This window comes from Streptomyces varsoviensis (genome assembly GCF_000718635.1).
Taxonomy (GTDB): Bacteria; Actinomycetota; Actinomycetes; order Streptomycetales; family Streptomycetaceae; genus Streptomyces; species Streptomyces varsoviensis.
On the sequence record NZ_JOBF01000017.1, the window covers coordinates 54,052 to 68,246 of the forward strand.

At 72.9% G+C, this 14,195-nt stretch carries 14 protein-coding genes; 4 read left to right on the forward strand and 10 right to left on the reverse strand.

From position 1 onward, the window contains the following. The first annotated feature begins 91 nt into the window (after positions 1–91). Positions 92–262, forward strand: a complete 171-nt coding sequence (locus tag IF55_RS24025) for a hypothetical protein (RefSeq protein ID WP_030886818.1) — start codon at positions 92–94, stop codon at positions 260–262. Between the two features lie 209 nt (positions 263–471). On the opposite strand, the gene ctaD is transcribed toward IF55_RS24025, so the two are convergent. The 6 genes from ctaD to gvpO all read right to left on the reverse strand — a co-directional run bounded on the left by ctaD (position 472) and on the right by gvpO (position 5,406). Next, positions 472–2,235, reverse strand: a complete 1,764-nt coding sequence (gene ctaD, locus IF55_RS24030) for an aa3-type cytochrome oxidase subunit I (RefSeq protein WP_063764029.1) — start codon at positions 2,233–2,235, stop codon at positions 472–474. Between the two features lie 304 nt (positions 2,236–2,539). Beyond that, positions 2,540–2,839, reverse strand: coding sequence for a gas vesicle protein K (locus IF55_RS24035; RefSeq protein ID WP_281181035.1), 300 nt, complete (start codon positions 2,837–2,839; stop codon positions 2,540–2,542). Then, positions 2,836–3,051 (reverse strand): gas vesicle protein, encoded by a 216-nt coding sequence (locus IF55_RS24040; RefSeq protein ID WP_048832382.1) that lies wholly within the window; start codon positions 3,049–3,051, stop codon positions 2,836–2,838. Before IF55_RS24040 ends, IF55_RS24035 begins: the two co-directional genes overlap by 4 nt. A 21-nt stretch (positions 3,052–3,072) precedes the next feature. Continuing rightward, the gene (locus IF55_RS40760; RefSeq protein ID WP_245661372.1) at positions 3,073–4,137 is read right to left on the reverse strand and encodes a GvpL/GvpF family gas vesicle protein; all 1,065 of its coding nucleotides are present in this window, start codon (positions 4,135–4,137) and stop codon (positions 3,073–3,075) included. Between the two features lie 134 nt (positions 4,138–4,271). Continuing rightward, a complete protein-coding gene (locus tag IF55_RS24050; protein WP_048832383.1) occupies positions 4,272–5,039 on the reverse strand; it encodes a GvpL/GvpF family gas vesicle protein in 768 nt (255 codons plus the stop codon). Between the two features lie 61 nt (positions 5,040–5,100). Beyond that, positions 5,101–5,406, reverse strand: a complete 306-nt coding sequence (gene gvpO, locus IF55_RS24055; RefSeq protein WP_030886801.1) for a gas vesicle protein GvpO — start codon at positions 5,404–5,406, stop codon at positions 5,101–5,103. A 405-nt stretch (positions 5,407–5,811) separates the two neighbouring features. On the opposite strand from gvpO, the gene IF55_RS24060 reads away from it, so the two are divergent. Continuing rightward, positions 5,812–6,027 (forward strand): I78 family peptidase inhibitor, encoded by a 216-nt coding sequence (locus IF55_RS24060; protein ID WP_030886797.1) that lies wholly within the window; start codon positions 5,812–5,814, stop codon positions 6,025–6,027. A 176-nt stretch (positions 6,028–6,203) separates the two neighbouring features. On the opposite strand, the gene IF55_RS24065 is transcribed toward IF55_RS24060, so the two are convergent. Then, the gene (locus tag IF55_RS24065; RefSeq protein WP_030886795.1) at positions 6,204–7,235 is read right to left on the reverse strand and encodes a phosphatase PAP2 family protein; all 1,032 of its coding nucleotides are present in this window, start codon (positions 7,233–7,235) and stop codon (positions 6,204–6,206) included. 359 nt (positions 7,236–7,594) lie between these two features. Beyond that, positions 7,595–8,776 (reverse strand): glycosyltransferase family protein, encoded by a 1,182-nt coding sequence (locus tag IF55_RS24070; protein WP_030886791.1) that lies wholly within the window; start codon positions 8,774–8,776, stop codon positions 7,595–7,597. 218 nt (positions 8,777–8,994) lie between these two features. Here IF55_RS24070 and IF55_RS24075 point away from each other — a divergent pair, with 218 nt between their 5' ends. Together IF55_RS24075 and IF55_RS24080 are read left to right on the forward strand one after the other, a co-directional pair. Next, positions 8,995–10,668 (forward strand): MFS transporter, encoded by a 1,674-nt coding sequence (locus tag IF55_RS24075; RefSeq protein WP_048832384.1) that lies wholly within the window; start codon positions 8,995–8,997, stop codon positions 10,666–10,668. A gap of 205 nt (positions 10,669–10,873) precedes the next feature. Then, positions 10,874–12,061: an acyl-CoA dehydrogenase family protein gene (locus IF55_RS24080; RefSeq protein WP_030886784.1), complete on the forward strand. Its 1,188-nt coding sequence runs from the start codon at positions 10,874–10,876 to the stop codon at positions 12,059–12,061. A 139-nt stretch (positions 12,062–12,200) separates the two neighbouring features. Here the strand turns inward: IF55_RS24080 and IF55_RS24085 are convergent, their stop codons facing one another. Beyond that, positions 12,201–12,635, reverse strand: a complete 435-nt coding sequence (locus IF55_RS24085; protein WP_030886782.1) for a cell division protein SepF — start codon at positions 12,633–12,635, stop codon at positions 12,201–12,203. A gap of 509 nt (positions 12,636–13,144) precedes the next feature. Beyond that, positions 13,145–13,672, reverse strand: a complete 528-nt coding sequence (locus IF55_RS24090) for a GNAT family N-acetyltransferase (RefSeq protein ID WP_030886780.1) — start codon at positions 13,670–13,672, stop codon at positions 13,145–13,147. Positions 13,673–14,195 lie beyond the last annotated feature (523 nt).

Sequence of the window (14,195 nt, forward strand, 5' to 3'; positions counted from 1 at the left end):
CGGGCGGGCCAGGCGGGGGAGAAGCTGGGCGGGGGAGAAAGGGGTATGGAACGCGCATCCAGGGGCACTCGGAGCCGCGGAGGTGCGAATAATGGTTCCAGTTCTTCTCGTTCTCCTGCTCGCCCTGATCCTCTTCGGCGCAGGTTTCGCGATCAAGGTTCTGTGGTGGGTCGCGGTGGCGGTCCTGGTGATCTGGCTGCTCGGCTTCCTCTTCAGGTCCACTGCCGCCGGGGGGAGCAGGTCACGCTGGTACCGATGGTGACCGGCGGCGCTCGCCGCCGGACGCCGTGACCCGCTCCCCGTCACATCCACGCGACCGCCGGCCGCCGAGGCAGCGACGCTCCTCGGCGGCCGGCGCAGGCATGTCCGCGAGGCGCCCGGCGCAGGCATGTCCCGCGACGCGCGGTGGGCTCCAGCCGCCCCGAGGAACGGACGGTGGGCTCCAACCGTCCCGCGGAACGGCCGGCGGGCTCAGCCGTTCTCCGGAGTCGCCGACTGCTCCGTACCGCCCGCACCGGGCGGCCCGGACGGCCCCGGCACCGTGGGCCCGGACCCCGTGCGGAGCGGCCCCGTCTGGTCGAGCAGCCCCTTCTCCGCCCGTACGACCTCCGGATGGTGCAGGTCGAAGGCGGGGGACTCGGAGCGGATGCGCGGCAGGGTCAGGAAGTTGTGGCGCGGCGGCGGGCAGGAGGTCGCCCACTCCAGCGAGCGACCGAACCCCCATGGGTCGTCCACCTCGACCCGCTGCCCGTACTTCGCGGTCTTCCAGACGTTGTAGAGGAACGGCAGCGTGGACATGCCCAGCAGGAACGCGCCCACCGTGGAGAGGGTGTTGAGCGTGGTGAAGCCGTCGGCGGCCAGATAGTCCGCGTAGCGGCGCGGCATGCCCTCCACGCCCAGCCAGTGCTGCACCAGGAACGTGGTGTGGAACCCCACGAACAGCGTCCAGAAGTGGATCTTCCCGAGCCGTTCGTCGAGCAGCTTGCCGGTGAACTTCGGCCACCAGAAGTAGAACCCCGCGAACATCGCGAACACCACCGTCCCGAACACCACGTAGTGGAAGTGCGCGACGACGAAGTAGGTGTCCGTGACGTGGAAGTCCAGCGGCGGGGAGGCCAGGATCACGCCCGTGAGCCCGCCGAACAGGAAGCTCACCAGGAACCCGATCGACCACAGCATCGGCGTCTCGAAGGACAGCGAGCCGTTGAGCATCGTGCCGATCCAGTTGAAGAACTTCACCCCGGTCGGCACCGCGATCAGGAACGACATGAACGAGAAGAAGGGCAGCAGCACCGCCCCCGTCGCGAACATATGGTGCGCCCACACGACCACCGACAGCCCGGTGATCGCCATCGTCGCGCCGATCAGCGCGATATAGCCGAAGATCGGCTTCCGGGAGAAGACCGGGATGATCTCCGTGATGATGCCGAAGAACGGCAGGGCGATGATGTAGACCTCGGGATGGCCGAAGAACCAGAACAGGTGCTGCCAGAGCAGCGCGCCGCCGTACGGGGCCTCGAAGACCACCGCCCCGAACCGCCGGTCCGCCTCCAGCGAGAGCAGCGCCGCCGCCAGCACCGGGAAGGCCATCAGCACGAGGATCGAGGTGAAGAGCACGTTCCAGGTGAAGACGGGCATCCGGAACATCGTCATACCGGGCGCGCGCATCCCGATGATGGTGGTCAGGAAGTTCACCGCGCCGAGGATCGTGCCGAAGCCGGACAGCGCCAACCCCATGATCCACATATCGGCGCCGCCGCCCGGCGACCGCACCATGCTGTTCAGCGGCGCGTACGCGGTCCAGCCGAAGGCCGCGCCGCCCGCGGGCATCAGCAGGCTGGCCACCACGATCAGCCCGCCGAACAGGAACAGCCAGTAGGAGAGCATGTTCAGGCGCGGGAAGGCGACATCGGGGGAACCGATCTGCAGAGGCATGATCTCGTTGGCGAACCCCGCGAACGCCGGCGTCGCGAACAGCAGCAGCATGATCGTGCCGTGCGCCGTGAACGCCTCGTTGAACTGCTCGTTCGTCATGATCTGGAGCCCGGGGCGGGCCAGTTCGGTGCGCATCAGCAGCGCCAGCACACCGCCGATCAGGAAGAAGCCGAACGACGTGATCAGGTAGAGATGGCCGATCTTCTTGTGGTCGGTGGTCGTCAGCCAGTCGACGACGATGCTTCCGGGCCGACGCACCCGCACCGGACCGGCGGCCGCCTGCGCGGTGTCCGCACCCATCTGCGCTCCCTCGATGTCGCCTGTGCCGCGGTATGAAGGGTTCTTCGGCTCTCGCGCGCCGGGCCTTGAGAGCCTGTGTCATATCCCTGGCCAGGCGTCGGGCGCCCGGCCAGGGATATGACACAGGCTCTGAGCCGTGGGCGTGAGCCATTGGGGTCCTGAGCGCGGGCAGGGGCCCAGGGCCTACGAGCATTCGGGCTCAGGCCATGATGCTCGCCGCCCGGCGGTTGCGCGAGGGCGCGTCGCGTTGCTTCTGGGCGCGGATCACGCCGTGTTCCGGCTCCGTCCGGTCTCGTGTTCCCGGCTATTCCGGAGGCTCCGGGGGCAGCAGCGGCCCGAGCGGGCCCAGGTCCAGATTGAGATCGGCGGCCGACAGCCCGTACCGCTCGCGCAGCTCCGTCATCCGCTCCGAGAGCAGCATCAGGGTCAGCCCCATCCGCTCCTCCTGTTCCTCCGTCAAATCGCCCTGCTCCACCCGTCGCAGCGCCTGCCGCTCCATCAACTGACGCAGCAGCTCCACGACGGTGAGCACCAGCTTCATCAGATCGCGCTCGACGGTGTCCCGGTCCAGCTCGACCCGGCCGTGCACGGTGCGGTCGCTCACGCGCCCCACTCCTTCCCCGCCGTGCCCCCGCCGTCCGAACTGCCCCACGGCGACGGCACGTTCTCGTTCACCGAGCTGATGAGCGCCCGCAAGTCGATCCGTACGAGGTCGACGTCGGCGATCCGCAGCGTGATGTCGCCCGCGATCACGGCCCCGCCCGCCAGCAGCCGGTCCAGCAGATCCACGAGCGCGAGCTGTTCCTGTTCCCTCACGCGGCCCTCACTCGCCGGCCCTCATTCGCCGGCCCCGCCGTCGCCCCGCCGCTGGTCGCGGGAGACGAAGGAGTACGGCGCCCACGGCCCGGTCAGCTCCAGCCGCACGCCGTCCGCCGCCTGCGCCAGCTCGCCCACCCGCGAGGTGAACTCGGAGCTGCGCTCGCGGCGCACGAGGTACGCGGCGTTGAGGACGTTGCGGTCCCGCTCGCCGGAGAGCCGGGCGTCCTGCGGCGGGTGCAGCCGGACGCCCTCGGCCAGCGCGGCCAGCGTCTCGTGCACCAGGCGGGCGCGGTCGTCCGCGCGCCGCCACCGCTCCTCGCGCTCCCGCCGCTGCGCACCGCGCCGCCGTAGGTAATCCCGCCCGGTGCTGCCGGTGCTGCCGGTGCTGCCGGGGGCGCCAGAACCGGCGGGGCGGCCGGGAGCGGCGGAACCCTCGGAGGAGCCGCCCGAGCCGCCCGAGCCGCCTGAGCCGCCTGAGCCGCCCGAGCGGCCAGTGCCCCCAGTGCCGACCTCCGGCCCTCCCGCACCTTCTGCCCCTTTCGTCTCTCCCGTCCCTTCCGCCTCTTGCATCCCTTGCGCCCCCTCGGCCGCGTACGCCTTGACGCCCCACTCGACCCGGCCCTCCAGCCGGTCGAGCGCCGAGCCGAACTCCTCCCGCTCGGCGGCCAGGGCGCGCCGCAGACCCGCCTCGTCGCGGTAGACGGTGGCCAGCCGCAGCGGCAGCACGCAGCAGTCCCGCGAAGCGGCGTCCACGACCCGCTGATGGGCCCGCGCCACGTCGCTCAGCCACGGCAGGTCCTCCAGCCGCGCGCGCAGCCCCTTCTCGTCGAAGTCGGCGGCGGGCACCGGGCTGACCAGTGCCGCGAGCCCCAGATGCCGTACGGTCCGTACGGGCCGGTCGCACACGCCGCCGACGGCTTCGAGCGCCGCGTCGCAGGTATCGGCGTCCCGCGCGACGGCGTAGGCGTACAGCAGCTCCTCGCCCATCGGCCCCTCGGCGGGCAGTCCCTCGGCGGTCAGCCCCTCCGCCGTCGGCTCCTCGGCCGTCCCGGTCGTCGCGTCCTCGGACTCGGACTCGGACACCGCGGTACCTCCTCCCGGTCCTCCCCGGGCCTCCCAGGTCCTCCCGGTCCTCCCGGTCCTCCCGGTCCTCCCGGTCCTTCCCGTCTCTCGCTCCCCGTCCCGGAGGCCCGTGCTCCGCTCGCCGCCGGCCGCCCTCACGGCTCGACGAAGCTGTACGGGGGCAGCGGACCGTGCACGTTCAGCTCCAGGTGCGGGTGGTTCCCGGTCAGCTCGTCGACGGCGGTCAGCAGTTCCTCGGCGCCCTCGCCCTTCTCGACGAGGAAGGAGATGTTCACGAACCAGCCGCCGCTCTCCGGGCCGGGCCGGCTCTCCTCGGCGAGCGGCAGCAGCGTCTCCTCCACCAGCCGGGCGTCGCGCTCCTCGCGCTCGCGCACCCCGCCGGCGACCAGTTCGCCGAAGCGCAGCCGCTGCTCGTACGTGCCGCCGCCGGCTGCCTGGTTGGCCTCGGCGAGGGCGCGCAGCTCGGCGCTGTCGGCGAGGACGAGGCGGAGCACCGCCTCCTCGCGGTGCACGGCCTTCACGTTGTACTCGACGCGGCCGGTCAGCCGCTCCAACTGCTCGTGGTAGCGGTCGGCCTGTTCGCTCAGCACGGTGCGTACGGCCTCGTCGCTGGGGGAGACGCTGCCGAACCGCATGGGCAGCACGGCCGACCGCTCGCCGATCCGCGCCAGTACCCGCTGGTGTGCCATCAGGTCGCGGCGCTTGGGCCGCAGGTGCTCCGGGCAGTCGCTGACGATGGCGGTGAGCCGCCCCTCGCGCAGCGCGCGCACGGGTCGCGGCGGGTCGCCGACGCCGGTGAGCGGCTCCGGGCACTCGACCTGCTCGCCGCCGGCGATGCCGTACACGTACGTGCTCTCTCGCTCTCCGTCCGTCCGGGGGCGGGTGGCGGGGTCAGCGCTCATGTCGCCTTCCTCTCCTGGTGCTCGTGGCCGCGCGCGGCGCCGGTACCGCCGGGGCGGGGCGTCAGTCGCGGTCGGACCGCGAGCGTTCGTAGCGGCGGACGCGGCGGTAGCCGGTGAGCCGGCCGCCGGGGTCGAGCGTCACCTCGTAGAGCGCCATGAGACTCATCGTCTCCGGCACCCTGGCGACCTCCACGACCTCGGCCTCCACCGTCCAGCCGCTGTCGGTCCGCTCGAACCGGGAGACCGTCTCGGGCGTCCGCCCGGTCAGCTCGCCCAGTTGCTCGCGGGCCGCGCGCAGCAGTTCCAGCGGCGTCGGTTCGCCATCCGCCGCGTTCTTGTCTCGCTTCTTCTCAGGGGTGTCTGTCATAGGTGGCCTCGGGGCAGCGGGTACCGCGCCGGGGCCGCGTCAAACCTGTGCGGGGATCACGGGCGCGGTGTGGCGGATTCGTGTAATCCATGTGCCCGTTCCGGCATTTCGCCGGGTCCCTCGAATTCCGTAGCGCGGGCCGGTGTGTGCTACGCGCGTCCGGTGCTTTGCGGGGCCCGCGCCGACCGGTCCGAATAATTCCGCGGCAAGGGCCGGGGAATTTATCCGGAGGCCGTTAGCGTGTCTTGGACACGGCAAGAGAAGCACCGTACGAGTGACGCGCGTGCCGCAAACCAGAGGCCGTTTTCTGTGACAGAAGTGTGACGAGTGGCGAACGTGGCGCGCATGGGGCCATGGCACCGGCCGGACTTCCGTCCCCGGGCCCGGCGGCCTACGGTGGCTGCCATGGCACCTCTTCCCAAGCCCCCCTACGAGCCCGAGGACGACCCCGAGCGGTATGTCGGCCTCGACGCGGCCAAGGCCGAGGAGCAGGCCCGCGCGCACGGCTGGAGCACGGTGCGGGCGCTGCCGCCGGGCGCGATCATCACCATGGAGTACCAGGGCGGCAGGCTCAACTTCGAGGTCGAGCACGGCACGGTGCGCCGCTGCTGGAAGGGCTGACCCCGCTCCGGACCCCGCGCCCGCACCCCACGCCCCGCGCTTCTGGAGAGCCCGCGACACGCCCGTACGGCCGACGGCCCCGTACCGCCCTCTGTGACGAGGGCGGCCGGGGCCGTCGGCCGTCGTGGTGCGGGAAGCAGGCTGTGCGTACCGCGCTTCCCGCGGGTGCCAGGGGGTCAGGTGCCGGCCGTGCGCCCCCGTCCGGCCGCGGGGCCCAGCGGCGCCGTGCGCGGGGCGCGGTCGGCGTGCGGCGGGCGGCGGCTGCCGGTCGGGGTGACCGGCGTCCGCTCGGAACGGGTGGTGTGCGGCCGGGGCGACAGGTGCGGCCAGGCGTCCGGCACCCGGCCGGCCGCCGGGGCCGGGCCGCCGCCAGGCCGGCTGGCCGCCGCCCCCACCGGTTCGCGCAGCGGCAGTTCGTCGTCCACGGCGGGCCGCGGCGCGGCGATGACGGTCAGACCGCCGGCCGGGGCCGGGGTGAGCGCACCGCTGTCGCGCAGCCGCCGCAGCAGCGCCATCAGATGCACCTCGGCGTAGGCCATCAGTGGCTCGAACCAGGGCAGGGCGAGGAGCACGAGGAGCCCCGCGGTCCAGCCGAGCGTCACATCGCTGACCCAGTGCGTACCGAGGTAGACGGTCGTCATGCCGATGCCGAAGGCGAGCGAGGCGACGATCACGGAGGTGACCCGGCGGGTCAGCGGGGTGGTGGCCAGATAGGCGAGGACGCCCCAGGTCACGACGGCGTTGGCGGTGTGGCCGGAAGGAAATATATCCCCGCCGGCGAACATCTCGTTCGAGCCGATCTCCGTCGCGTAGTGCGGTCCGAGCCGGCCCATGCCGAGCTTGGCGGCGCCCACGGTGACGTTGAGCAGCAGCAGCGAGGAGCCCAGCACCAGCAGCGGGCGCAGGCTCTGCTGCTTGTACGAGCGCCAGCCCAGCCAGGCCGCCACGGCGACCGCCGTCGGGCCGCGCTGCCCCAGCACCACGAAGTAGTCGAGGAAGGTGTGGATCTCCGGCCACTGCTTGTACGGGTGGAACAGCATGACCTGCCAGTCGAACCGCACCGGCCAGGATGTGGTGAGCACTCCGACGACGATCGCGACGTAGACCACGAAGGTCGCCACGAAGATGCCGAGGCGTGTTCGGGTCATCCGTGGTCGCGGATCGTCGGGGCGCTCCTCCGCTGGGACGAGCTCGTCATTGGTACGCACCCAATCGACGTTACATTGGGTGACAGGAAGGCATGGCCGATCAGGACTCTTTGTGATGACGATGTGATGTGGAGGCTGTCTCGATCACGTCTTTCGATGGCGCGATTCGGAGAAATAAAGGGCACCTAAGGATTCGGTATGAAGACCGCGCCCGTTGCCCTTCCGTCTCTTTATCCTTTTCTCGCACCGCCGTTTATCGCCGATTGGCCGGGATGTCCGGGCCCGTTTCCCGGCCCGCCGTGATCGCGCTCCGGGCGCGCGGCCCCCCTGGCCGCCCGTCCTGCCGGTCCCGCCGGTCCTGCCGGTCCCGCCGGTCCCGCCGGTCCCGCCGGTCCCACCGGTCACGGCGGCCCGGCCGGTCACGGCGGCCCCGTCCCGTTCAGCCAGAACGCCCCGTACAGCGCTGACGCCAGCGCCACCGCCCCGAGCACCGCCGCGGCCCACCGGGTCCGCAGCCGGGCCAGCGCCACCGCGAGCGGCAGCACCAGCGGGAACGCGGGCAGCATCAGCCGCGGCTTGGAGCCGAAGTAGCCCTTCGCCGTCAGCGCCAGCAGCAGGACGACGCCCGCGTACACCAGCAGCGGCAGCGGCTGCCCCTGCCGTACGCCGCGCGCGTACAGCCAGAGCACCAGCACCACCCCGGCGAGCAGTCCCGCCCCCGCGAGCGCGCCGCCGGGGCTCGCGAGGCGGCCGCCGACGAAGGACGCGAACGCCAGCCCGCCGTCGAAGCCGTTGCCCCAGCCGCCCTGCACCCGCAGATAGCCCAGCGCCTCGCCCTCGCGCGCCCCGACCCACACGACGTACGCGAGCCAGCCCAGCGGCGCGAGCGCCACCCCCAGCAGCATCCGCCGCTCGGCCCGCCAGGCCGTCCGCCACCGGCCGCCGGACGCCAAAGCGACGGCGGCGGCGACCCACACGGCCGCGACGACGGCCGCGCCCACCGGCCGCGTCGCCCCCGCCAGCAGCGCGCAGCACCCCGCCCAGACCCAGCGGCCGGACAGCACCGCGTACACGCCCCATGCCGCCAGGGCCGTGAACAGCGACTCGGAGTACGCCATCGACTGCACCACCGACACCGGCAGCGCCGCCCACAGCGCGGCCAGCGCGATGCCCGCCCGCCGCCCGTACACCCGCTCCCCGACGAGGAAGAGGGCCCAGGCCGCGAAGAGCGAGGAGAGCGCCGAGACGAGCAGCCCCGCGTCGGCGGCGGACAGCGGCGAGCACGCCGCCAGGGACCGCTCCAGCCACGGCAGCAGCGGGAAGAAGGCCAGGTCCGAGTGGACCCGGCCGCCGCCCAGGTCGAGCGTGTAGCCGTAGCCGTGCTCGGCGACGCGGGCGTACCAGAGCGAGTCCCAGCGCGCCGAGAGCAACTGGTGCGGGCTGCTGCCCGCCGCCCGGCTCCATACCGCGAGGACCACGAGCGAGAGCAGCCGCACGCACGCGAAGGCCAGCAGCGCGGGCGCGGCCCGGCGCACCGCGTCGGTCACCGTCCGCACGCCGGGGCCCGCGGGCGCGCTCAGCGCGGGAGTCAGACCGGTCATCGCCACGATTATCGGTCATGGCGGACGGGGTATGGAGCGGGGGCGCTGTGCCGCCGCCGACCCAGGTGATCTGCTGCGATCGGTCTCCCATCGGGAGGAGTGCCCAACGGCCCCCCGGAGGACTCGCGTACTCTGACGACTCACTCGCCCCTCGACGCCGGGTCCACAGTCCCCCTTGGCCCGTTCCGAGCGCGAGCGCATGACACGGAGGTGTGTGAATGTCCGGGACGACCACGGCCGGCGCCAGGCCGACAGCGGACGGCCCGTCCCGGCGAGGAGGCGCACGCCGGGGCGGCGCCAACCGCTGGACCGTCCTCGTCGTGCTCTGCGTCAGCCTGCTGCTGATCGCCCTCGACTCGACGGTGCTGCACGTCGCCGTGCCCGCCGTCACCGAGGACCTGCGCCCCGGCCCGATCGAGCTGCTGTGGATCGTCGACGCCTACCCGCTGGTCTGCGCCTCCCTGCTCATCCTCTTCGGCACCCTCGGCGACCGCGTCGGCCGCCGCCGCGTGCTGCTGCTCGGCTACGGGGCCTTCGGCCTGGCGTCGGCGCTCGCGGCCTTCGCCACCAGCGCCGAGGTGCTGGTGGCGGCCCGCGCCCTGCTCGGCGTCGGCGGCGCGATGATCATGCCCGCGACGCTGTCGATCCTCCGTCAGGTCTTCCCCGACCGCCGCGAACGGGCGCTCGCCATCGGCGTCTGGAGCGCGGTCGCCGCCGTCGGCGCGGCCGTCGGCCCGCTGCTCGGCGGCTTCCTCCTCGAACACTTCTGGTGGGGCTCGGTCTTCCTCATCAATATCCCGCTGATGGTCGTCAGCCTGCCCATCGGCCGCTGGCTGCTGCCCGAGTCCACCGGCGACCGCGACGGACCCTGGGACGTACTCGGCGCGCTGATGGCCGCGTTCGGCCTGTTCGGCGTCGTCCTCGGGGTGAAGCGGGCGGGCAGCGGCGAGGACCTGCTGACCGCCGGCACCCTCGCCCCGGTCCTCCTCGGCGCGGCCCTGCTCGTCCTGTTCGTCCGCCGCCAGCGGCGCCGCAGGCATCCGCTCGTCGACCTCACGATGTTCGCCCGGCCCGCCTTCGGCACCTCCGTCGGCTGCATCGTGCTCGCCATGCTGGCCCTCGTCGGCCTCGAACTCATAGCCGCCCAGTACCTCCAGCTCGTCCTCGGCCTCACCCCCCTCGCGACCGGCCTGCGGCTGCTGCCGCTCACCTTCGCCGCGATGGCCGCGGGCCTGGTCGGCTCCCGAATACTGCACCGCTTCGGCCCCCGCACCATGGTCGGCCTGGGCTTCCTCCTCACCGCCGGCGCCGTCCTCTCGCTGACCGTCATGGGCCAGCAGGACCGCCCCGCGCTCCTCGTCATCAGCTTCATACTGCTCGGCTTCGGCCTGGAGACCACGCTCTTCGGCGCCTACGAATCCATGCTCAGCGAGGCCCCCGTCGCCTCCGCCGGGGGAGCCGCCGCCATCGGCGAGACCTCCTACCAGCTCGGCGGCGGCATCGGCATCGCCCTCCTCGGCAGCGTCATGAACGCCGCGTACGCGCCCGGCGTCAAGCACACCCCCGACGTCCCCGGCGACTCCGCGACCGCCGCGAGCCACTCGCTCGGCGAGGCGTACGAGGTCTCCGGGCGGCTCGGCGGCCCGGCCGGCTCCGCGCTGCGCCACGCCGCCCGCGACTCCTTCGTGCACGGCCTGCACGTCACCCTGATCGTCAGCGCCGGGCTGCTGCTCCTCGGCGCGCTCGCCGCGCTGCGGCTGCCGCGCGTGATGGAGTGCGAGGGCGGCCCGGGCCCCGACCCGGCCCCCGAGATCCCCGGCCAGGGCCCCGCCGCCGACCCCGGGAGCGGGGCGCGCAGGGGCGAGCCGTGCGGGGCGGAGTCGGGCGGCTGATCCGGGTGGGCCGTGGGCGGCCGAGTCCGGCGGCTGATCACGAAGGCTGATCCCGATGGCTGCTCGCCCGGCCGCGGACCGTACGCGGCGCGATCCGGCGGCCTCCTCGCGTGGCCGCCCGCCCGCACCGGGCCTCTGGACGCGGGGCGGCGGCCGGTCGTAGCGTCGGCCGCGAGCCGAGAAGATCACCGCCGGAGGCGCAGACATGTCCGTACGCTCCTTGCCGCCGTTCGATCCGAGTGACCCGCTGGGGGTCGACGACCTCCTCGCCCCCGAGGACCTCGCCGTACGGACCACCGTCCGCCAGTGGGCCGCCGACCGGGTGCTGCCGCACATCGCGGACTGGTACGAGCGCGGGGAACTGCCCGGCATCCGCGAACTCACCCGCGAGCTGGGCTCCATGGGCGCGCTCGGCATGACGCTGGAGGGCTACGGCTGCGCGGGCGCGAGCGCCGTCCAGTACGGGCTGGCCTGCCTGGAGCTGGAGGCCGCCGACTCGGGCGTCCGCTCCCTGGTCTCCGTGCAGGGCTCGCTGGCGATGTACGCGATCCACCGGTTCGGCTCCGAGGAGCAGAAGCGGCGGTGGCTGCCGGGGATGGCGGCGGGCGAGACCATCGGCTGCTTCGGGCTGACGGAGCCGGACCACGGCTCGGACCCGGCGGGCATGCGCACGTACGCCAAGCGCGACGGCTCGGACTGGGTGCTGACGGGCCGCAAGATGTGGATCACCAACGGCTCGGTGGCGGGCGTCGCGGTGGTCTGGGCCCGCACGGACGACGGCATCCGCGGCTTCCTCGTGCCGACCGACGCCCCCGGCTTCGCCGCGCCGGAGATCAAGCACAAGTGGTCGCTGCGGGCCTCCGTCACCAGCGAGCTGGTCCTGGACGAGGTGCGGCTGCCCGCGGACGCCGTGCTGCCCGAGGCCACCGGGTTGCGCGGGCCGCTGAGCTGCCTCTCGCACGCCCGGTACGGGATCGTGTGGGGGTCGATGGGCGCGGCCCGCGCCGCCTTCGAGTCGGCGCTGGAGTACGCGCGCACGCGCGAGCAGTTCGGCCGGCCGATCGGCGGCTTCCAGCTCACCCAGGCCAAGCTCGCCGACATGGCGCTGGAACTGCACAAGGGCATCCTCCTCGCGCACCACCTCGGGCGGCGGATGGACGCGGGCACGCTCCGGCCCGAGCAGGTCAGCTTCGGGAAGCTCAACAATGTGCGGGAGGCCATCGACATCTGCCGCACGGCCCGTACGGTCCTCGGCGCGAACGGGATCTCGCTGGAGTACCCCGTCATGCGGCACGCCACGAACCTGGAATCGGTGCTCACCTACGAGGGCACCGTGGAGATGCACCAACTGGTGCTGGGAAAGGCGCTCACCGGGCTCGACGCCTTCCGGTGACGGGACGCCTTCCGACGGACGGACGGACTCCGCTGTACGGACGGACCGCGCTACCAGGGCGCCTTCCGGCGAACGGACGGACCGCGCCGAACCGTCCCCGCTTCCGGCCGGCCGTCGGCGGCCGGAGGCAGGAACGCGCTCAGCTCTGGTTGAAGAAGCCGGTCCGGCGGCCGCCGGGCTCGCCGCTGAGGACCTGGTAGTCGGGGGGCGTGAGCAGGAAGACCCGGTTGGCGACGCGGTCGATCGAGCCGCGCAGCCCGAAGGTGAGGCCGGCCGCGAAGTCCACCACGCGCTTGGCGTCGGTGGGCTCCATGCCCGTGAGGTTCACGATCACCGGAATGCCGTCCCGGAACAGCTCGCCGATGCCGCGGGCGTCCCGGAAGCTCTCCGGGGTGACCGTAGCGATGCGCGTGCCCTCTTCCTCCGCCGCCTCCTCGGCCACCCGCACCCGCGGGCTCGTCACCCAGGACTCCCGGACGTCGGTCCCCTCGGCGTACTCGTCGTCGTAGTAGCGCTCTTCATCGCTGTCGTCGACGAGGCCAAGCCAGGCACTCGCCTTGCGCACCGATCCCATGGACGCCTCCTCTCACCCGCGGTGTGTACCGTCCGCCTTCCTATGGTCGTCCATGATGCTGATGATGTGCCAAGTGGATAGCCGCCGCACGGGGGTTTCGTGACGCATCTGGTGCAAAGAGTGTGACGGGTTGTCGATTTATAACCAGGTGAGTTGATTTCAGTACCGAACGTGACGTGATTCCGGTCGCGCGCAGTCGCCACGCCCGGCCGCCCGGTCCCGCCCCCGACCGTGCGGCCCCGCCCTGACCTGCTGTGACGTGCCGTCACCGGCGGTCCGGCGGCCAGGGGCGGAACGGGGCGGAGCCTGTCTGTACGGGCCCCGCCGGCGGAGCCGACGATCACCGCGGCCTTCGGGTATACGGCCGCACCGGGGGCGGCCGAGCGGTGGCGACCGGGGCGCGCCCCGGCCCGTACCCGTGTCCCTACGGGCCTCCTCGCCGCCCGGCGGACGGGCCGTCTGCGGTGGTCAGCGCGGCAGGGACCCTGCCGCGGTTCGGGCGGCGGCTCTCACGGCGCGCGGCGCTCCGAGCCGTCGAGGCGCTTCTCGAACGGCAGCAGGCCGATCGTCTCCGGGTCCGCGCGCACGTCGAAGAGCGGACGGTAACCGGCGGCCAGATAAAGCCCCTTGGCCTCCGGCTGGCGGGGGCCGGTGGTCAGGAAGAGCCGCGCGTAGCCGCGCGCGGCGGCCTCCCGCTCCAGCACGAGCAGCACGCGCCGGGCCAGCCCGCGGCGGCGGTGCGCCGAGTGCGTCCAGATGCGCTTGAGCTCCGCGGTCGGCGGACCGGCGGACTCGTGCCGGCGGAACGCGCCGCCCGCGATGGCCGCCCCGCCCTCCAGCAGCAGGACGAACGCGCCGTCGGGCGGGGCGAATTCGGCGGCCGGGTAGCCGTACAGGTCGGAAGAGGAGCCGTAGCGGTCGGTGTACTCGTGCGTCAGCTCGTCGAGCAGCGGGCGGGCGAGCGGGTCGGCGACGGTGGTGTGGCGAACGGTCAGGGCCGGGGCGCCCCCGCTCGGGGGCAGGACTTCGGAACGCATACGGGGGCCTTCTGGGTGCGGTGCGTGGTGTGTGACCCGGGCGTGGGAAGCGGGCGCCGGACGGAAGGCGGGTCGGGTCGTACGGGCGCGGGGAAGCGGCGCGTACGGCGCGGCCCGGTGTGCGGTGCGCAGTGCTGAGGGGAGGGGAGGGGAGGGGAGGGGAGCGAGCGGAAGCAGACCGCTCAGGCGTGTGAAGGCGCGGAAGGAACGCGCGTATGCCGCCGCCGCGCCGCGAGGGGCGGGCTCGGAGCCAGGGACAGGACCGGGCGCCGGGGCGGGAGGTCAGCTCTGACAGGAGGACGACCACACCCGACCGAAGTCGATGTGGTCCCGCGTGACCAGCCGCTGCCGTGAATGCATGGCCCAAGTGGAGCAGGCATCCGTTTCCTCGTCAACTGATAGGAGACGTACGGCTCACAGTGCGGACGGGGTTGACAGCGGACCGTACGGGCGGCTTAGCCTCCTGTCACGGCTGCGCTGAGGGGCGCGGCCCGCGTGTGAAGGCGTATCCCGTGCTCGATCT